13 protein-coding genes and 4 pseudogenes are annotated in these 18,945 nt (G+C 59.2%); 10 read left to right on the plus strand and 7 right to left on the minus strand.

Translation table 11 applies throughout. The features are described from left to right. Window positions 1-28: 28 nt before the first annotated feature. The 6 genes from JMY24_RS32990 to JMY24_RS33015 all read right to left on the minus strand — a co-directional run bounded on the left by JMY24_RS32990 (window position 29) and on the right by JMY24_RS33015 (window position 6,442). Window positions 29-1,258, minus strand: a complete 1,230-nt coding sequence (locus JMY24_RS32990) for a CaiB/BaiF CoA transferase family protein (protein ID WP_128585697.1) — start codon at window positions 1,256-1,258, stop codon at window positions 29-31. A 23-nt stretch (window positions 1,259-1,281) separates the two neighbouring features. Next, window positions 1,282-2,061: an enoyl-CoA hydratase/isomerase family protein gene (locus JMY24_RS32995; protein ID WP_128585698.1), complete on the minus strand. Its 780-nt coding sequence runs from the start codon at window positions 2,059-2,061 to the stop codon at window positions 1,282-1,284. Window positions 2,062-2,140: 79 nt separating this feature from the next. Beyond that, window positions 2,141-2,917: an SDR family NAD(P)-dependent oxidoreductase gene (locus JMY24_RS33000; protein ID WP_236597635.1), complete on the minus strand. Its 777-nt coding sequence runs from the start codon at window positions 2,915-2,917 to the stop codon at window positions 2,141-2,143. Window positions 2,918-2,950: 33 nt separating this feature from the next. Beyond that, window positions 2,951-3,892: an amidohydrolase family protein gene (locus JMY24_RS33005; RefSeq protein WP_128593967.1), complete on the minus strand. Its 942-nt coding sequence runs from the start codon at window positions 3,890-3,892 to the stop codon at window positions 2,951-2,953. Between the two features lie 62 nt (window positions 3,893-3,954). Then, on the minus strand, window positions 3,955-5,163 hold the full coding sequence (locus JMY24_RS33010; RefSeq protein WP_201703642.1) for an ABC transporter substrate-binding protein: 1,209 nt from the start codon (window positions 5,161-5,163) through the stop codon (window positions 3,955-3,957). Between the two features lie 133 nt (window positions 5,164-5,296). Then, window positions 5,297-6,442: an alpha-hydroxy acid oxidase gene (locus JMY24_RS33015; protein WP_128593969.1), complete on the minus strand. Its 1,146-nt coding sequence runs from the start codon at window positions 6,440-6,442 to the stop codon at window positions 5,297-5,299. A gap of 306 nt (window positions 6,443-6,748) precedes the next feature. Here JMY24_RS33015 and JMY24_RS38700 point away from each other — a divergent pair. Next, window positions 6,749-6,871, plus strand: a pseudogene (locus JMY24_RS38700) (LysR family transcriptional regulator); the annotation flags it as partial. An 86-nt stretch (window positions 6,872-6,957) separates the two neighbouring features. Here JMY24_RS38700 and JMY24_RS39440 read toward each other — a convergent pair. Further along, entirely contained in the window at window positions 6,958-8,709 is a 1,752-nt protein-coding gene (locus tag JMY24_RS39440) for a methyl-accepting chemotaxis protein (RefSeq protein ID WP_128593970.1), read from the minus strand. Window positions 8,710-8,988: 279 nt separating this feature from the next. On the opposite strand from JMY24_RS39440, the pseudogene JMY24_RS39445 reads away from it, so the two are divergent. From JMY24_RS39445 to JMY24_RS33060, 9 genes and pseudogenes are all read left to right on the plus strand, one after another. After that, window positions 8,989-9,081: pseudogene (locus JMY24_RS39445) on the plus strand (Fis family transcriptional regulator); the annotation flags it as partial. Window positions 9,082-10,012: 931 nt separating this feature from the next. Then, window positions 10,013-10,678 (plus strand): class I SAM-dependent methyltransferase, encoded by a 666-nt coding sequence (locus JMY24_RS33030; RefSeq protein WP_236597636.1) that lies wholly within the window; start codon window positions 10,013-10,015, stop codon window positions 10,676-10,678. A gap of 432 nt (window positions 10,679-11,110) precedes the next feature. Beyond that, window positions 11,111-12,082 carry a glycosyltransferase family 2 protein gene (locus JMY24_RS33035; protein WP_201703644.1) on the plus strand — a complete coding sequence of 324 codons (972 nt, stop codon included), beginning with the start codon at window positions 11,111-11,113 and terminating at the stop codon, window positions 12,080-12,082. Between the two features lie 671 nt (window positions 12,083-12,753). Beyond that, window positions 12,754-14,265, plus strand: coding sequence for an acetyl-CoA hydrolase/transferase family protein (locus JMY24_RS33040; protein WP_128593973.1), 1,512 nt, complete (start codon window positions 12,754-12,756; stop codon window positions 14,263-14,265). A 148-nt stretch (window positions 14,266-14,413) separates the two neighbouring features. Further along, window positions 14,414-14,536: pseudogene (locus JMY24_RS33045) on the plus strand (IS6 family transposase); the annotation flags it as partial. 463 nt (window positions 14,537-14,999) lie between these two features. After that, window positions 15,000-15,200 (plus strand): annotated as a pseudogene (locus JMY24_RS38715) (carboxymuconolactone decarboxylase family protein); the annotation flags it as partial. Window positions 15,201-15,357: 157 nt separating this feature from the next. Then, window positions 15,358-16,251 carry an EamA family transporter RarD gene (gene rarD / locus JMY24_RS33050; protein WP_201703646.1) on the plus strand — a complete coding sequence of 298 codons (894 nt, stop codon included), beginning with the start codon at window positions 15,358-15,360 and terminating at the stop codon, window positions 16,249-16,251. Between the two features lie 425 nt (window positions 16,252-16,676). Further along, entirely contained in the window at window positions 16,677-17,513 is an 837-nt protein-coding gene (locus JMY24_RS33055) for a c-type cytochrome (RefSeq protein WP_128597764.1), read from the plus strand. Between the two features lie 563 nt (window positions 17,514-18,076). Further along, a complete protein-coding gene (locus tag JMY24_RS33060) occupies window positions 18,077-18,844 on the plus strand; it encodes a hypothetical protein (protein ID WP_128597763.1) in 768 nt (255 codons plus the stop codon). Window positions 18,845-18,945 lie beyond the last annotated feature (101 nt).

Raw genomic sequence — 18,945 nt, forward strand, 5'->3', positions numbered from 1 at the left:
CCACGTCACTGACCGCGAAACGCCTTTTTCAGGTCGTCACCGCGGCCGCCTCCTCCACGACGCCGTCAGCCACGAAAGCGTCGATTTGGTCATCGGTATAGTTGTATTCGCGCAGCAGTTCACGCGTGTGTTCGCCGAGCAGCGGCGACGGACGAGTGATCTGCGTCGGGGTTTCGGAAAAGTGGACCGGGCAGCCCAGCGCTCGCGTCGGTCCGGCCTGCGGATGCACCAGGTCGACGACCATGTTGCGCGCCAGCGTCTGCGGATGCTCGAGCGCTTCCTCCACTGTATGCACGGGACCGACCGGCACACCTGCCTTATCGAAAGCCGCGATCCATTCGTCGCGGGTACGCGTGACGAGAACGCACGTCATCTCGGCAACCAGCACCTCGAGATTTTCCATTCGCGCCATATTGGTGGCGAACCGCGGATCGGCTCGCCATTGCGGACGCTCGAGCACATCGGCAATACGCTCCCAATTCGCCTGATTTGCCCCACCGATGTTGATCCAGCCGTCGCTTGCGCGAAACGCCTGATACGGCGCGGTCAGAAGATGAGCCGAACCCGTCGGGCCAGCCGACTTGCCTGTGGCAAAGTAGATCGCCGCATGCCAGTACATTTGCTGGAGCGCCGCCTCGATCAGCGAGGTGTCGACGATCTGCCCCTGGCCGGTTTTCAGCTTGTGCGCGTAGGCGGCCGCGATGCCGACGACACTGAGCACGCCGGCGTTAATATCCGCGATCGAATTACCGGTCTTCGCCGGCGGTCTGCCGGGCTCGCCAGTTACCGACATAAGGCCGGAGAAGCCTTGCGCCACCAGATCGAAACCGCCTTTGTCTCCGTATGGCCCATCCCGGCCATAGCCTGAGATCGCGCAATAGATCAGGCCGCTATTGATTTTGGACAGTACGTCGTATCCAAGCCCGAACTTCTCGAGCGTGCCACGCCGGTAGTTTTCGATCAGTACGTCAGTGTCGGCCACCATTCGCTTCAGGATCTCTTTGCCTTGCGCGTGCTTCAGGTTGACCGCCACGCCACGCTTGTTCCGGTTGAGCATCATGAAGGCCGCCGACACGCCGTTCACGCGCGGTTCGCCATAGCCACGCGAGTCGTCGCCACCAGGCAGCTTTTCGACCTTGATGACGTCAGCGCCCATATCCGCCAGCATCATTCCGCAGGTAGGCCCCGCCATGATCTGGGCCAGCTCTAACACCCGCATTCCGGCAAGCGGTCCGGCGTGTGAGGAATTCGTTGTCATGGTTTCCTTCGTTCCATTGGGGGTTATCTGCCGACGAAGTCGGGACGTTGCTTGGCGAGAAACGCCTGATAGCCGATGCGGAAGTCCTCCGTGTCGAAGCAGTCGAAGCATTCGTCGTATTCGGCGTCGGAGATGGCCACGGGCGCCGCCAGACGGCGCACGAATTTCTTGTGCCAGCGCGCGGCCAGGGGCGCCCCTTCGGCGACCCGCTGCGCCGTTGCCCATGCTTCCTCTGCGACCCTGTCGTCGGCGACCACGCGCGACACGAGTCGCTTTTCTTTTGCCTCGGCGGCGCCGAACACGCGGCCCTCCAGCAGGATTTCGAGTCCGACATCTGGACCCGTGAGGCGGATCATCGGCGCCATCTCCGTATACGCTTCGACCAACCCGAGGTTTTTTACCGGCGCGCCGAACCGGCTCGACTCCCCGCAGATGCGCATGTCGCATAGCGCGGCGAGCACCAGGCCGCCGCCAACGCACACGCCGTGAATCTGCGCGACGATCGGATGACGGCAGTTTTCTATCGCGGCGGCCGCTGCGTGAACCACACGGCCGTAGTCAGCTGCACGAGCCTTGTCGCATCGATCGGTTGCAAACTCCGAGATATCGGCCCCGGCGCTGAACGCCTTTTCACCCGCGCCACGCACAATGATGCAGCGCAAAGAATCGTCGGACGACAATGCGGTAAAGGCCACGTCGATCGCTTTCCACATCGGCTTTGATACCGCGTTAAGCCTTTCGGGCCGGTTGAGCACGACCGTCGCCACCGCACCGCTGCGCTCGACCTTGATGAAATCAGACATAGCTTCTCCTCTGAAGACGGATCACGGGGCAATGGACTGATTTACCATCAGTTCATCGCCGCCACAGAATGCGTAGTCGTTAGACGACCGGACGGCCACCGTCGACCATCAACGTGCTTGCGGTTATATACGAAGCCTCGTCCGACGCCAGCCAAAGAATGGGATAGGCAACCTCGCGCGGATCGGCCCAACGTCGCATCAGGCAACCGTCGATGTCAGCGGTACGCAAATCTTCAGCGGACTGCCCGTTGGCTTGCGCCTTTGCGACATGAAACGGCGTCAACGTGAAGCCAGGACATACGGCGTTGGCACGGATACCGTTAGGTGTCTCTTCGAACGCGAGCGTGCGCGTCAGGGCCAGGATCGCAGCCTTGGTAGCATCGTATTGGCCCATGCCGGGCCGGCCGGTCACCGCATACGTCGAAGAAATATTGATGATGCTGCCTTGCCGGGATGCTCGCATCGCCGGAATCACCGCCTTCGACATGAACGCATAACTCAGCAAGTTGACGCCGAGAATGTCCTGCCAGGATTGCGCCGATGCTTCCGCAAGTGGCGAGTAACTGCGGATCCCTGCGTTGTTTACGAGTACATCGATGCGCCCGAACCCGTCCAGTGTCTTTGCTGCGATATCCGTGGCCGATATCTCGTTAGCGACGTCGGCAATCACGGTGAGAACGGTTGCGCCGGGAACGGTGTCGCGGATCCTCGCGGCCGCGTCATCCAGTGCCGCTCCATCGCGATCCACGAGTACGACTTTGCCGCCCTCTTCGCAGAAAACCGTTCCCGTCGCTGAGCCGATCCCGCCTGCGCCGCCGGTCACGATGGCGACCTTGTCTTTGATTCGATTGCCCACTGCCATTCACTCCAATGCCAGAATAAACCCCGGTCAGCAATCGTCGCGCGTGACTGTTTGCGCGTCGATCCTGTAAAACCTGGCGGCGTTGCCGCAGAAGAACCGATCGAGATCGCTCTCCGAAAAATCGCTGAGAATGGTCAGGAGTCCATCGACGATCGTTTCATAGGAAGCGCGCAATGTAGAAACCGGCCAGTTGCTACCGAACATACAACGCTCGATGCCGAAGATCTCAATCGCCTCCCGCACCACTTGCCGGTTCCCCTCGATACTCCACGGCGCAGCAGGCAAACCCAGTTCAGATACCTTCAGCCACACATTGGGATGGGCAGCGACCGCTTCCATGCCGCTGCGCCACGCGGCGAGCCCTTCCGGGCTGCGGTCCCATGGAAAACCCGTGTGGTTCAATACGATCGCCGTCGCTGGGAAGTCACGCGCCACGGCCGCCGCCTCGTGCAGATGCCAGCACGGCACACGCAGGTCCCATGAAAGCCCGTACTTCTCCAGCAGCGCAAATCCCCGTAGCCATCGTTCGTCCTGCATCGAGCCCGGTCGCCCCGGCGACATCTCTTCACGGCTCGGTGCGCAGACCGGTTTTGAGCGAACGCCGCGGAACAACGGCGATTCAAGATGAGCGAGCAACCGTTCTTCGCATTCGGGCCGATCGAACCAGACGTGACCGACGATGGCACTCGGTAAGCCCGTGGTGCGATTCAATTCGGTCAGCCAGCGCGTTTCCCCGACCTGATCGGTACGCTCGCGCTCCGCTTCGATATGCACGGTCCCGATGACTGTGAACTTTGCCGATGCGGCGCGGTAATCATCCGGCAGATAGTTGCGGGCGCGCAGTGACGAGTAGTCCGAAAGAAAGAAATGCGGATCGACCGCCGTCGACAGCCACGGATAGTGCGCGGACTCGAGATCCCAAAAGTGGTGATGGGCGTCTAGAATCCGCTGTTGACGCAAACGAATCATGTGGCGCTCTCCGATATTGAACGCGTGCTAGTTCGCGATACGAGCGTGGTCGCGCAGCTGGCTCACTTCCACAACGCGCACTTCGATTCGCCCTTGGAGATGAAGGCCTGATCGCCCGGAATCGTCTGAACCCACTTTTCGTAATCCCACGGATACTTGGACTCGGCCGGGGTTTTGACACGCATCAGATACATGTCGTGCACCATGCTGCCGTCGGGACGGATCACACCATTGGTCGTGAAGAAGTCGTCGATCTTCGTTGCTCGCAGTTTCGCCATCACCTTGTCGGGATCGGTGCCCACCAGGCTGACCGCATTTAGATAGTTCGACACCGCCGACGCGTCTCCCGCCTGAAACATGCCGGGCATCTTTTTGACCGTGGCAAAGTAACGGCGCGCCCATTTGCGCGATGCGTCGCTCTGATCCCAGTACCATGCGTCGGTGAAATACATGTTCTGGGCGAGATCCAGTCCCAGCGAATTGATCTGACTGATCGGCATGACGATGCCCGCCAGCTTCATCGTCCTGTTGATCTGAAACTCGTGCGCACCCTTAATCGCGTTGACGAAATCCGTACCGGAATTGGCGAGGCCAAGAACTTCAGCCTTCGAAGCCTGTGCCTGCAAAAGAAACGACGAGAAGTCCGACGCCCCTAGCGGATGTCGGGCTTCGCCGATAACTTTTCCGCCATTGGCCTTGATGGTCGCTGACGTTTCTTTTTCTAGCGAAATGCCGAATGCGAGGTCAGCCGTCAGAAAATACCAGGACTTGCCGCCTTGCTTGACGAGTGCCGCACCCGTGCCCCGCGCCACGGCCGCGGTGTCGAATACATACTGGATGGTGTACGGATTGCATTCCTCGTTGGTCAGCTGCATCGTGCCCGAACCGACGGAAATAAAGACTTTTTTCTTTTGAGCGGCAATGCCCGCCATCGCCAGCGTAGCCGAAGAGTTGGTTCCGCCCACCAGCAAGTCGATGCCCTGGACGTCGAACCATTCGCGCGCTTTGCTGGCCGCGATATCAGCCTTGTTCTGATGGTCTGCCACCAGCAGTTCGATCTTCTTTCCGCTGACGCTGCCACCCGCATCCGCGATCGCCATCTGGATCGCTTTGACGCCGCCCGGGCCATCGAGGTCCGCATAGTCGCCCGACAGGTCGGTAATAAACCCGATCTTTATGGTATTTCCCGCTGCGGCGGCGTAACTCGAACAACCAGCGGCCAGCAACGTGAAACTGGCAATAGCGAGCGCTTTTTTCGATTCTGTTTTCATTACTGCTGTCTCCATTGATTTTTTCGGTGCGTATCATTTATGTGCTGCTCGCATGCCGTCTGCCGGACCTCTTGATCGGGTCGGTCAGTTGTCCTTCCACTACTCGCCTACCTTAAAGATGCCTGACTCCGTTTCAATAGGTGCCTGCGACCAGGATGCTGGAATCGACAGCCTTCACATCGTCAAGACCGACAAAAGCCAGCGTGAGATCCAGATCCTGGCGGATGATTTCCAAGCAACGTGTGACGCCGCTTTCACCTCGCGCGGCCAGTCCATAAAGAAACGATCGGCCGATATATCCCGCCTTCGCCCCCAGCGCAAGCGCTTTGAGCAAGTCCTGACCTGAGCGGATTCCACCGTCGATATGAACCTCGGTCTCGCCCCCGACGGCATCGACGACGGCCGGCAACGCCGATATGGTGGACGGCGCGTGGTCCATCTGCCGGCCCCCATGGTTCGACACGACAACGGCGTCCGCGCCGCTGTCAACCGCGAGTCGCGCATCCTCCGCGCACATGATTCCCTTGATGATCAATTTTCCCGGCCAGCGCCGCCTGATCCATTTTACGTCGTCCCAGGATAGCGTCGGATCGAATTGCTGGGACACCCACGACGACATCGACGTAATGTCCTTGACGTTCGCAGCATGCCCGACGATATTGCCAAACGTACGGCGCTTCGTCCCCGCCATATCCAGACACCATCGCGGCTTTGACAACAGGCTCACAAGATTCGACACAGTCATTTTTGGCGGCACCGAAAGTCCGTTTCTGATCTCCTTCAGTCGCACGCCGTGAAACTGCAAATCGACGGTCACTACAAGCGCCGCACATTTTGCAGCCGCGGCGCGGTCGATCAGACGAACCATGAAGTCCCGGTCTCGCATTACATATAGCTGGAACCAGAACGGCGCGGAGGTATGTTCCGCAATGTCTTCGATCGAGCAGACGCTCATTGTCGATAGAACGAATGGGATACCGAACTTCTCGGCCGCTCTTGCACCTAATATTTCGCCGTCCGCCCGTTGCATGCCGGCAATGCCAGTGGGCGCGATCGCCAAGGGCATCGTCACTTCCTGGCCGGCCATTCGCGTCTTCAGATTGCGGCGTTCGACGTTGACAGCAACGCGCTGCCTGAATTTCATGTGGCCGAAGTCCGCTGTATTGGCGCGATACGTCGACTCGGACCATGAGCCGGAATCGACGTATTCGTAGAACATCCGCGGCACCCTCTTCTCGGCGAGCACGCGCAAGTCTTCTATGGTGGCAATGACAGTCATGTTCTCAACCGTGGCGTGGTCAGCATGGCATCCCTACAGAACAGGTTGAAAACGAGTCTAGGGTTCGCCAATAGTCCGGTCAACGCACTATTTCTAACAGCGGGGAAAAGAAAACCTTTGGCCACTTGCCGCCCGCCGGCGCCATCGTTCTGGCCGGCGCCGGCGCAAGCGTTTGCGATGCCGCGTTTCGCGCAGGATTTGAGATGCGCGGGTGCCGCCCTTAGCTTGAGATGATCTCAAGCGTATGCCAGACTCCCCGCGATGAACCGATTGCCCCCTCTCACAGCCGTATGTGCCTTCTAGGCAGTGGGGCGACGCCCGAGCATCACTGTCGCCGCAGACGAACTCCATCTCACGCCGGGTGCTGTGACCCGCCAGATCCGTTCGCTAGAGGACGCGCTGGGCGTCCAGTTGCTGGTACGCGGTCATCTGCCGCGCGATGCAGCAAAGCACGTGCATCATCGGAGTCGAAAGCCTGAGCCCCCCCCCCCGAAATGCCTGCGCTGATCACCCGCTCAGAAGGTTTCCCAATCGACGGCGCTAGCCACCCCGTCAGCAATAGCGTGCTGGCGTCTGGTCGAAGTCATTAATTTGCCAGGCGATTGAGAGTTGGACCGTGCCGGCGGCGAAGCCGTCGCGGCCGGCTCTATCCTCCTTGTGGCATCCGGTGTCGCACGTCCGGCCATCGTCCTCGTCTTCACGGCAGGCGCGACCTGCGACTTGCCGTCCACTGAAAAAATCGAGACCGCCGTCTCCAGTCTGATGGCCTGTTCTTCGAGCGACTGAGCTGCAGCGGCGGCTTCTTCGACCAGTGCAGCGTTTTGTTGCGTGACTTCGTCCATCTGGACAACAGCACGGTTCACCTGCTCAATGCCAGTGCTCTGCTCTTCGGATGCCGCCGCAATCTCGCTGACGATGCTTGAGACGTCCTTGATCGACTGTTTCACTTCGCCCATGGTTGCGCCAACCTGAAGGGCGCGTTTCGAGCCATCGGCAACCTTGCTCACAGACTCTTCGATCAGGTCCTTGATTTCCTTCGCGGCGGAAGACGAGCGTTGCGCCAGGGTGCGAACCTCGCCCGCAACTACCGCGAATCCGCGCCCCTGATCGCCTGCGCGGGCTGCTTCGACAGCGGCGTTCAGCGCCAGGATGTTCGTCTGAAACGCGATGCCTTCGATGAGGGTCGTGATTTCCGAGATCTTCGCCGAGCTGTCGCTGATGTCACCGATCGTTGCCACCATTGCCTGCACAGCATTGTGACCCTTGTCGGCGATCTGGCTGGCACGTTCGGCAAGCTCATTGGCCTGACGCGCACTGTCCGCGTTCTGGCGGACCGTATGCGTCAGCTCCGTCATGCTCGATGCCGTCTCTTCAAGAGACGCCGCCTGCGCCTCGGTGCGTGCCGAGAGATCATGATTTCCCGACGCGATTTCGGCCGCAGCAACCGTTATCGACCCGGCCGACTGTTTGATATCACCGACGGTATTGGCAAGGTTGTCCTGCATCGAGCGCAGTGAAAACAACAGGCTGGATGTGTCGTTGCCCTTCACTTCCGGCGGGGTACGAAGATCGCCTGCCGCAATACGGCTGCAGACTTCCTTCGCGTAGTCGGGGTCTGCCCCAAGGTTTCGGAGAACCTGACGGATGATGAAAGCCATGAACCCGGTCAGAAGCGCGCCCACAAGAATAACTGCGCCCAGCGAGCGGATCAGATTTGCCCGAAAATCGTCATCGATATCATCCAGGTACGCCCCGGTATAAATGTGCCAGTCCCACCCTGCAAGTACCCCCGATACGGTCATCTTGCGAACCGGCATGGTCTGACCGGGCTTGGGCCACTTGTAATAGGACACATGCGTGCCGTCGGTGTCGGACTTCACGATGTTTACGATAATGCGTTTTCCATCAACGTCGGCAAGGCTACTGACGTCAGTATTTTCAAGCGCGGGTTTTGTCGGCAGCAGCAACTGGACAACGTTGGAACTGGCGATCGAGATGTACCCGCTCGTACCGTACTTGAAATCTCGCAGGGCAGCGATCGCTTCATGCTTAGCTTCGTCGTCCGTAAGTTTTCCTGCGGCCACAGCATTCTGAAAGTGAGCCGCGATGCTCACGGCGGCCTGGACCTGCTCCGCGAGCGATTGCTGACGGGTTCGGAGCATTCCCTGGCGGTCCGTCCAGGCGTTCAGAGTGGCGAGGAGCGTCAGCGCGGCCCAGACGAAGCCCACAGTCATCCACAATTTTCGGCTCATCGAAATTCTTGCCATCATTACTATCCATTTCCAATCAGGTGCGAGGCAAGGCCCCACCATTAACATGCCATCGTGATAGGAAACTTATCGGCAACGATTTGGGAATCTGAAGCGTACACATAAAAGATAAGTCGATCGGCTCATGGCCGGCACGGTTGTCAGCCGACTTGCGTTGAGCCGCTTTCAATCCGTTCGTATGCCGGCTATACCTGTTTCCGCGCCGAATACCCGATCTGGCCTCGACACAGACAAACTCTAGATCCCGTGCGCTGTTGAGTTAGAGTGGACCTCTGGCTCGACGAGACAGATACCAGCCTGACGTTGACGACGCTTGCGAGCGCCGCCACTGCGCCAGACAACAAATGCAGGTTCGAGCTACTCGCGGCCCGATCTTCGGCAGTTCATGCAAAGGCGCTTCGGCGCCCTTTTTCATTAGGCTCGCGGCCGCTCACCCCCCGCTCACCCCTTATGGCAGGTTCAGCGCTTAATACGCTCTGCAGGAGGCTGGTGTGAGCGTGCCGCACTTGTAATACGCAGCTAGAACATCAATGCACTCTAAGAGCCCTCGTTTTGCCCCCGACCGAGCGCGCCGGCGCTGAATCATGAAAGAGCCCGGTTTCCGCGGTCTTTGGAGAATACTTCAACCGAAAGCGACCTGTTTTCGTATAGCTTTATGAATTTTCCGCACGACCTGTCCGCACACTGAAAGACCTTAGCTCACGTGGTTCCGCTTCTCGCGTCCCTGACGCATCGACCGCCGATCTGGCCTTGGAGCCGGGTCCGATTTTTATGACGCATGGTATCTCGGCCGCAGTCACCGCTTACGGGCAAGCGCATCGGATTAATCCGCCCTGCGCATCCCTGGGCGACAAATTTTCCCGAGTGCTTCGACGGGCTCCGTAGTCCGTCCATCGAAAGCGCGGTCATCCCCGCATCACGGGACCACGGGGGCTCGACTGATCAAAAAGCACGGGCGCGTTCGGTAGCCAGTGACGCAAATCACCGCATATAAGCTGCTCAATTCTCTGACCTACCTGGGAAACGTCGCGCGTGATCTCACCGGCACTACGCGCTCGACAAGAATATCGATGCGAGCGCGCCGGGCAACGCCGCCTTCGCTCCAATTCGCACCCCACGCCGGCAAGTGACTCTCCGCCATTTGTCCGCCGCAGTACGCCCTATCAAGGAGCGTCATCGATGCATGTACAGTCCACCCGTTAGCATGGTTTCTGCAACCATTGATAGGCGCCTGCCCGTGACACCAGTTCGGACACTCTGCATCCGCGTTGCTGATGTTGATTTATGGAAGGAGGTAGCTTTGTCCAATGCCAATGCGATTGTAAGCACTGCGAGACGACTTAAAAGGATTCTGGAATGGCCTATTCATAAGCTCTTGCCGGTTGCAATCAAGGCTATGATTACGCCGCCTAACAACACCTCGATCTCGAATAAGACATGGAATGACGAGTACGATTCCGGAGCTTGGGAGTTTCTTTCCACTACAAAGGAAGTCGGCCGGTACAGTGTGATCGTGGGATATTGCCTGCACTTCAAACCGGCGGCCCGCGTTCTGGACGTTGGGTGCGGCACGGGGATCCTTGCACGCTGGCTTTCGGGTGCCGCAATATCCAGTTATCTCGGTATCGACCTGTCGGAAGCCGCCATTGAGAAGGCACGCCAGTCGAACATTCAGGGAGCGGAGTTCGCTGTAGCGGATGTCACCGCGTTCAAGACCTCACAGCCGTTCGACGTCATCGTCTTTAACGAAGTACTCTATTACCTCAGGAATCCAGAAGAATATCTCAGGCGATTCGCACGTTATCTTGCGCCCGGTGGAATACTTGTCGTCAGCATGTGGCATCACGCCGATGGCGTACGCACATGGAAACGGTTGAGGGCCGGGTTTGAGGAACTTGATCGTATCCGTATTGTGCACGTCCCGTCTGGACTGAGATGGGATGTGGCCGTGCTGAGACTACGATGAATGTATCAACCGGCCCACGCGTTAATGCATAGAACTCGTCCAGTCAATCGAGCTTTCGTCGTTACGGAGCGATGCAGACAAATGGTTCACAAAGCCGAGAGCGAGGGTCAAGGCGAGCAAGGTTGCATGAGTATCGAGCCCTCGGCCCAATCAGATATGAGCTGGCCGAACCGGGCCAAGCCACTACGGGCGCGTTCGATAATCCAACGATAGCGGCCAGGGTTTCCCACCGTTTTCGATTGCGCGCGCGTGACAACATGGGCCTCGTTTCCATTCTTTCGCCGCCCGTCAACGCGGCAGGCACTCGTCGACCTCGTCGGCGTCAATCCAACCTTCTTACGAAAGTCGCCGTAGCGGACCGTTCTCCTGCGATCGCGGGTATGGCAGCGGTCGACATATGCCCGTTGGGACTACTAGCCAAGGGAACTATCTATGCCCGCCTTTTCAATCATTGTGCCGGCCTACAATGTGCAGGACTACATCGAGGAAGCGCTGCAAAGCATTGCCGGACAGTCGTTTACCGACTTGGAGGCGATTATCGTAGACGACGGATCGACAGACGCCACAGGCGCGATTGCGAAAAAGCTGTGTGCAATCGATCCCCGTTTCAGATATATCCGCCAGCAAAACCGCGGCCAGTCCGCTGCGCGCAACTTAGGCACATCAGTCGCAGTTGGCTCTTATCTTTATTACATGGACAGCGATGACATCATCGATAAGGATACCTTGAGTGTCTGCTATCGGGAATTCAAGAACCAGGACGTTGACGTGGTCGTCTTCGAGGCTGTGGTGTTCCCACCCGACTCACCGGTGTACAGGCTCGAAGAACACTACTACCAGCGGCCGCTGGGAGACTCACCCATATGGTCGGGAGATTTCGTCGTCGAATCGCTGCGACAGGGGCGGTATTGCGTATCGCCATGCTGCCTTATCGCACGACGGTCCGCTATAGGCGACCTGCGGTTCACGGATGGCATGGTGTATGAAGACAATTGTTTTTTTGTGTCGTTGATGCTGAAACAAAGGCTTAAAGTCGCCGTGCTGAACCAAAGACTATACAAAAGACGGTTGCGGGCGGATTCAACGATGGTTACAGAAAAAACACTCCACCATTACAACAGCATGTATCGAATACTTCGAGAAATGTCGGGGTTGTCGTTTGGTGCACTCGAGCCACCGGAACGGGCGGTGATAAGAGAAGAGATCATCGGCAATGCGCTCGGGGATCTGCACTTTGTCAGCGCGCTCGTCGGTCCCGACATGAGGCTGCGTAGAATGAACGTTGCTGCCACGTGGCATGTCGCGACACACGTCTCGGCGCGGCTCTTAACGCCCAAACGTCTTCTGCTTGCGCTGGTGCCAGAACTGTACAGATTCAAGGCCGAAGGCCGACCCTACCGCTAAAGACCACCTCATTTGTACTGAAAATCTACGCGCGTCACTTTCCTTGCTCTGGCGCAGCGATACGTGAGTCGACGCTGGCCGGCATGGGTCACGACGGCATTGTCGGAGAAACCGAATGTGCTGGCAGAGTGCGACATGAAGAACCCAAACCCTACTGCGCCTGTTTCCGTACTATTTTCCGATCGACGCGCGACTTGAGTTGTTCGCCTGTGGAACCTTCGTGGGCTGGCAGCACCGGAAGGCAGAGGTTGAGTTCCTCCGCAGACTTCACGCCGAACAGTCGAGCGCATTCTGTATCTTGATAGCGGACACTCGATAATGTCGCACCGCTCGGCCCCCAATGTCGGCTTCGTCCGGCGACACAGCCGCCGCTATTGGCACGCTAATGTGAGTTTCCTGGGGCGAAGCCGACGCAAGAACGTCCGTGCGCAAGCGTGCGCGAAGGTCCGTTGTTGGCCGACCACACGCGTCCGCCCCGCATAACTAGCTGGCGTGCCCCGGGTGACCGCAATGGCCGCCGAACAAGGGCCGTTGATCGCCTTATGACCAACGACGCGGGAGATCCGCCTTTCCGGTGAAGCTCCGAGGCAAAAGAGACTATCGTTAACTTCAAACGATCCAGCCCGTGGGACCGTCGGCAGGTCTGGAGCTTTTTTAGACTGGGAGTCGCAATGGAAAAGCGTATCCATCATCCATATCTCGCATCCAAAGTGATGCCGGCCGAGCAGGCGGCGACTCTGATTCGACCGGGCATGACCGTCGCGATGAGTGGGTTTACCGGAGCGGGATATCCAAAAGCGGTGCCTTTGGCATTGGCCGGACAGATCGAAGCCGCGCATGCCCTTGGAGAAAAGTTTGCACTTCGAATACTGACCGGCGCCTCCACCGCTCCTGAACTCGATGGCGCGCTCGCGAAGGTGGGAGGCATTGAATTTCGCCTGCCCTATCAGTCCGATCCGGAATTGCGTGCCCGAATCAATCGCGGCGAGATCGAGTATATGGATATCCACCTGGGACAGGTAGCGCAGTACACCTGGTTTGGCTTCCTGGGTAAGCTGGATGTGGCAATCATTGAGGTTGCCGGAATATTGCCTGACGGCCGTCTGATTCCATCGACCTCCATAGGCAACAACAAGACGTGGCTTGACCTGGCTGACAAGGTGATCATCGAAGTGAATTCGGCTCAACCAGCCGGGCTGGATGGCATGCATGACGTCTATTACGGCACCGCCCTTCCCCCGGACCGCAAGCCTATTCCATTAGTCCGGCCTGGAGACCGTATTGGGGAGCCGTACTTGCGGGTCGATCCAGCGAAGGTGATCGCCGTCGTGGAAACTCACGGTCCCGATCGTCTGAGCCGATTTTCTCCGCCTGATGAAACCAGCATCCGGATTGCGAATCACCTGGTCGAGTTTTTCCGGCGCGAGATAGCGATGGGGCGGCTCACACAGCAGTTGCTGCCGTTGCAGTCCGGCGTGGGGAACATCGCCAATGCGGTGTTGCGCGGGCTGCGGGATGGGGGATTCGAAGGGCTTACAGCCTTCACAGAAGTCATCCAGGATGGAATGCTGGATCTGATCAGGACCGGAACCATCCTGACCGCATCGGCGACCGCGCTGTCGCTGAGCCCCGAGGGTGTCGAGGAATTCGGCCGAAATATCGAGCTCTACCGCAGCCGCATCGTGTTGCGCCCTCAGGAAATTTCAAACCATGCCGAACTGGTTCGCAGGTTGGGCTGTATCGCCATCAACGGCATGGTCGAAGCCGATATCTATGGCAACGTCAACTCAACCCATGTGGCAGGCACCTCGATTATCAATGGCATCGGCGGATCAGGAGATTTCGCTCGCAATGGGTTTCTCTCGTGCTTCGTCACGCCGAGTACCGCCAAAAATGGCGCGATATCCTGTCTCGTCCCGATGGTTAGCCACGTTGACCACACCGAGCATGATGTAGCCGTAGTGGTCACCGAGCAGGGGCTCGCAGACCTGCGTGGCTTGTCGCCCAAACAACGCGCGCGCGTTGTCATCGACAATTGCGCTCATCCTGATTACCGTCCGCTACTCGATGACTATTTCGAGCGTGCGCTCCGTGACAGTCCGGGAAAGCATACGCCTCACCTCCTTGGCGAAGCCTTGTCATGGCATGAGCGGTTCATCGAAACCGGCCGGATGAAACCGTGAATACCTAGCCCATCTGTCAGTGCAGAAGGCGCTTACAGCCCTTAACGCGTGACTGTGAGCACGCTGCGGAGCGGCCGGCCGGCGTTGGACAAACCTGAAGAAAGAGCGCCCCTGCCGAGATGTCGACGCCAAATCGCCGATCGGCCTATTTCGTTGTGCGCGCATCTTGTTAAGCGGCATTGAACTTATGCATATGATCGCCAAAGGGCAGATGAAAGACCGCGGTATCGGACAGACTCCCGCGGAGCAGTTCTACTCGTTATCGGTATAAGTAGGCCTCAGCATGCCTGCCATTGTTCAACGCACTTTAATGATTGCGGCAGAACCCTCCCGGTCCTTCTTCATCGTTTCCGTCGCCTTCGGATATTTCGTCACGTAAATCGATACGAAACGACCCGACCTGAAAGGGCGCCCCCTTGTTCGTGGTGCAGCAGTCGCGGGCCAGCACCTGAGATTCAAACGAAGGGAAGCTTGTGAGTGACCGGTTGGGCTACGGTTCAGCGCCCTTCGCCTCAGTAGTGAGGCGAATTAACGATGTGACGTTTGCGAACGGCTTGCGGCGTCACCTGCTCGAGGATTTCATGGTCGAGGCCGAACGCGAATTGACAAGTTTACTTCGCACTGGTGCGAGTTGACGACATTACTTCGCTGCCGAACGAAGTAATATTGTCAACTCGGAGCTTCCAGCCTGTCCTGGAGGGCATTGGCCGGTGACAACATTACTTCGCTCTACGGAAGCCGGCATGCTCTTCGACGAGCGCGAGCGTGCAGCCTTGGCGTGGACGGAACCCGTGACGCGTGTGGCTGACGCGGGCGTTCCAGACGACGCGTTCTAAGCCGCGCGCAAGATATTTGACGAACGTGAAATCGTGGATCTCACCATCGCGATAGGTTTAATGAACGCGTATCCTGCGCGCGCCTACTGTTCATCGTAAGCGTCGCGTCAGGCTGGACAGCGGCAAAGGCTGGCGGCAAAATTCGCTATTCTCGCAAACCGGCCGATCAGCGCAGGGTCGGATGAAATGGGCGCGAAATTTTTACCAGCGACGCCGCCTCGCACGGACCACGCGCACCGACCAACTACAACGAACCATGAATCGCGGCATCGTCTACGCCTTTTCCGCCTTTGTCATCTGGGGGCTCTTTCCCGTCTACTTCAAGACGCTCCACCAGATTCCCGCCCTTGAGATGCTCGCCCACCGCATGGCGTGGTCGCTCGTGTTCATCCTCGCCGCCCTCCTCGTGCGCCACCACTGGGCGTGGCTGCGCCCCGCGCTGCGCGACAGGCGCCTTATCGCGCGCTTCGCCGCGAGCGCCGCGCTGCTCTCGGCCAACTGGGGCATTTACATCTGGGCCGTGAACGCGGGGCATATCGTCGAGGCGAGCCTCGGCTACTTCATCAATCCGCTCATCAACGTGTTGTTCGGCTTCGCCTTCCTGCATGAGCGGATGCGCCCGCTGCAATGGTGCGCGGTGGCGCTTGCGGCGCTCGGCGTGGCCTGGCTCACCTGGCAAAACGGCGCGCCGCCATGGATCAGCCTCGCGCTCGCGCTGACGTTCGGCGGCTACGGCCTCTTGCGCAAGACCGCAACGCTTGGCGCGCTCGAAGGCCTGGCGCTCGAAACGGTGCTGCTCTTTCCCGTGGCGATTGTCTATCTGACGATTATCGGCGTGGCCGGCGCGAGCCATTTCACGCATGCGCCGCTCGGGCTGCAACTGCTGCTGGCCGCCGCCGGACCTATCACGGCCGTGCCGCTGCTGCTCTTCGCGGCTGCGGCGCGACGCATCCCGCTCTCGATGCTCGGGCTGATCCAGTACGTGACGCCCACGCTCCAGCTCCTCACTGGCGTGCTGATCTACGGCGAGCCGTTCGGGTCGGTGCGCGCGATCGGCTACGGCGCAATCTGGGTGGCGCTCGCGCTCTACTCGTCCGAAGGACTGCGCGGCACGATGGCCGCGGCGCGGCAGGCGCGCAGGGGAGCTTGAATGGCGGGGCGCCACCGCCAGGGCTTGTAAGAAGCGTTCACGACGGCGAGATGAGTGGACGCGGATACCTGAATGTCAGCCATGGCCGAATACTTGTCCTCGGGTGGCCGTAGCGAGGGGTCGTTTGACTCTGATACCTGCCGTTGCGCCTCGGACGACTCGACCGTCGGCAACGGGTCCGGGCGCGGCCGGCGAACGTGGAGCATAGCGGCTGCTGTGATGTCATGCGAGGCCGGAAAGCAAGATAGACCCGTGGCGGGACTCGCATCTCACGGCTCGAAGCTCCCCGGCTTGCACAGACGGCACGCGCGCGCTACCGACGATTCGCCGCAGCTGACATAATCCGCTCACTGGTGCCGAATGAATTGGCGCCTTCGGCGATTTCGCCGCCGACGTCGCCGGCGACAACAATGCACGGAGGACAAATGTCGAAACGCGTGTTGTTTGCGGTATTGCTGCTGACGCTTGGCTTAATTGGGCATTGTGCGGCCGCGCAACCCATGATCGAACTTACGATAGGCGGCAGTACCCAGTCGTTTAGCCGGGCGGCATTGCTGGCGCGCCCGGATGCCGCCGTGATTCACGTTCCGCGAGATGTCGCCTACGGTACGTCGACGACCTACCGCGCAGTGCCGCTGGCCGACCTGCTCAACAGTGCCGAGTTACTTGCGAACAGCGTGCTCGAGGCACGTGCAACCGACGGCTTCGCCGCGCAACTGCCGATGGACCTTGTGAGTAACCGTGATCCCGCGACAGCCGTCGCATGGCTCGCGGTCGAGGACCCGGTGGAGCCATGGCCGAACCTACCGGGCAAGGCGGTCAGTGCGGGACCGTTCTACCTGGTCTGGGTCGGCAAGGAAGCGGCATCCGTGCGCAGCGAGCAGTGGCCTTACCAGATCGCACGACTTGCTACGCAACCATCTCCATCCGCGCGTTGGCCAGTGCTCGCCGTCGATCCGGCGCTGCCGGCAACCGATCCGGTCCGCGCGGGCCAAGGCCTGTTCATCACTCAATGTCTCGCCTGTCATCGGCTCAACCACGCGGGCAGCGCCGACACTGGCCCCGACCTCAACGTGCCGATGAATCCAGTCGAGTACTTCCAGCCCGCTGCATTGCGCCGCTACATTCGCAATCCGGCATCGGTTCGAGACTGGCCCGGCCGGACCATGCCCGCTTTCCCGCGGGACCAGCTGAGCGATCGCGAGATCGATCTGATCGTCGCTTATCTTGCGCACATGGCGCAGCGGAAGGTTGGACGGTAAGGCATGCGAGTTCAGGTTTGGGCGATGCGAAGTAGTCTTTCACCGGCCTGCGCAAAGTGGAATTTGTTTCATCAGGCGGCCGCTGTCGCGGGCGGAGATCGGGCCATGAGGCGACATTCTGGTCATGCGATCAATAGACCTTCGAACGACCGGTATTCCGCGTGTATCGGACCGCGATGAACAATCGAATCGAGGCTTGGCGAAATAGGCAATCCTCAGTGACCGTATCACGTCGATAGTGGGTCGGACGCGCCCACTGGTCCATCGCGAGTTTGCCTCTCGCATCAGGACGGGCAAGAGACGAGCGATGCGCGTGTCTTCGTTTTCCCCACACGCCGACGCTTATTCGATCGTCAGCGCTCCGGTCTTCAAGACTGTGTGTCAATCATCTGGATGAAAGACGTTCATCGAGCGCGTCGCGAAAACGTTTCGCCGGATGAGCATCCACGCCTCGTTTTTCTGCACTAAAGTTTTCCCGCAATACTCCGTTATCTAAGTGTCGGTTCGCCGCAAAGAATGGCGACCTGTGCTCATTCTGAAGACAACGAAAACAAAAACCTTTCATGAAACTGTCCTCAAAGCTCGTACTGCTGACCCTGCCCGTACTCGCCGCCTGTGGCGGCGGTGGCGACGGCAAGACCTGTACGACCGACCTCGGCACGCTGACCAAGTCGTGCGTCACCAACCCCTCACCCGCACTGCCCGAAGGTCTCTGGTACGGGTCGGTGAATTCGGGGCAGTCGCTCGCAGCGCAAACCATCGTCCTCGAATCGGGACAGTATTTCAGCATCTATACGCAGGATGGCTCGTTCCTCTGGTTGATCGAGGGCATCATGACGGCGACCGGCGGCGCGTTCACCGATCCGGCGACGGTCGGCTTCCATTCTTTGGGCGCGATTCGCGCGGGAACGCTGACCGGCAACTTCACAAACAAGACTACGCTCACCGCGACGACGAGCCTCTTCGTCAGTCCCGATACGACAGCCACGAGCTTTAACGGCAACTACAACGTCACGTACGACACACCGATCGCTCTCAGCGCCGTCGCGCGCACGTGGAGCAGCGGCGCGGGCGTCGCGCCGATCTCCACGATCACGTTCGCTGCGGACGGCACGGCAACGGGCACGCAGAGCGCCTGCGCGTTTACCGGCAGCTTCAAGCCACGTTCGACCGGCAAGCATTTGCTCGACGGCACGCTGAACTTCGCTGGCGCTTTGTGTTCTCTCAACAACGTGTCGATGCCCGTCGAAGCAACCGTCGTGAACGGCCTGCTCACTGTCGTCGGCGTGACGTCACAACGGGACCACGCGTTCTATTTGTCGGCTCAATAAAGGCCGATTCTCCTAGGGCAATGATTGGTGGAGCGTTTGCATTACGCCATTTCGTGTACGGTACAGCCCGTCGCCCTACTTGCGGAGGACGTCTCGAAGGG

Origin of the sequence: Paraburkholderia kirstenboschensis (assembly GCF_904848585.1) — a bacterium.
GTDB lineage: Bacteria > Pseudomonadota > Gammaproteobacteria > Burkholderiales > Burkholderiaceae > Paraburkholderia > Paraburkholderia kirstenboschensis.

Coding starts and splice junctions, on each gene's coding strand:
- JMY24_RS32990 (WP_128585697.1), bottom strand. CDS start 1,258: ATGACAACGAATTCCTCACACGCCGGACCGCTTGCCGGAATGCGGGTG.
- JMY24_RS32995 (WP_128585698.1), bottom strand. CDS start 2,061: ATGTCTGATTTCATCAAGGTCGAGCGCAGCGGTGCGGTGGCGACGGTC.
- JMY24_RS33005 (WP_128593967.1), bottom strand. CDS start 3,892: ATGATTCGTTTGCGTCAACAGCGGATTCTAGACGCCCATCACCACTTT.
- JMY24_RS33010 (WP_201703642.1), bottom strand. CDS start 5,163: ATGAAAACAGAATCGAAAAAAGCGCTCGCTATTGCCAGTTTCACGTTG.
- JMY24_RS33015 (WP_128593969.1), bottom strand. CDS start 6,442: ATGACTGTCATTGCCACCATAGAAGACTTGCGCGTGCTCGCCGAGAAG.
- JMY24_RS39440 (WP_128593970.1), bottom strand. CDS start 8,709: ATGGCAAGAATTTCGATGAGCCGAAAATTGTGGATGACTGTGGGCTTC.
- JMY24_RS33035 (WP_201703644.1), top strand. CDS start 11,111: ATGCCCGCCTTTTCAATCATTGTGCCGGCCTACAATGTGCAGGACTAC.
- JMY24_RS33040 (WP_128593973.1), top strand. CDS start 12,754: ATGGAAAAGCGTATCCATCATCCATATCTCGCATCCAAAGTGATGCCG.
- rarD (WP_201703646.1), top strand. CDS start 15,358: ATGAATCGCGGCATCGTCTACGCCTTTTCCGCCTTTGTCATCTGGGGG.
- JMY24_RS33055 (WP_128597764.1), top strand. CDS start 16,677: ATGTCGAAACGCGTGTTGTTTGCGGTATTGCTGCTGACGCTTGGCTTA.
- JMY24_RS33060 (WP_128597763.1), top strand. CDS start 18,077: ATGAAACTGTCCTCAAAGCTCGTACTGCTGACCCTGCCCGTACTCGCC.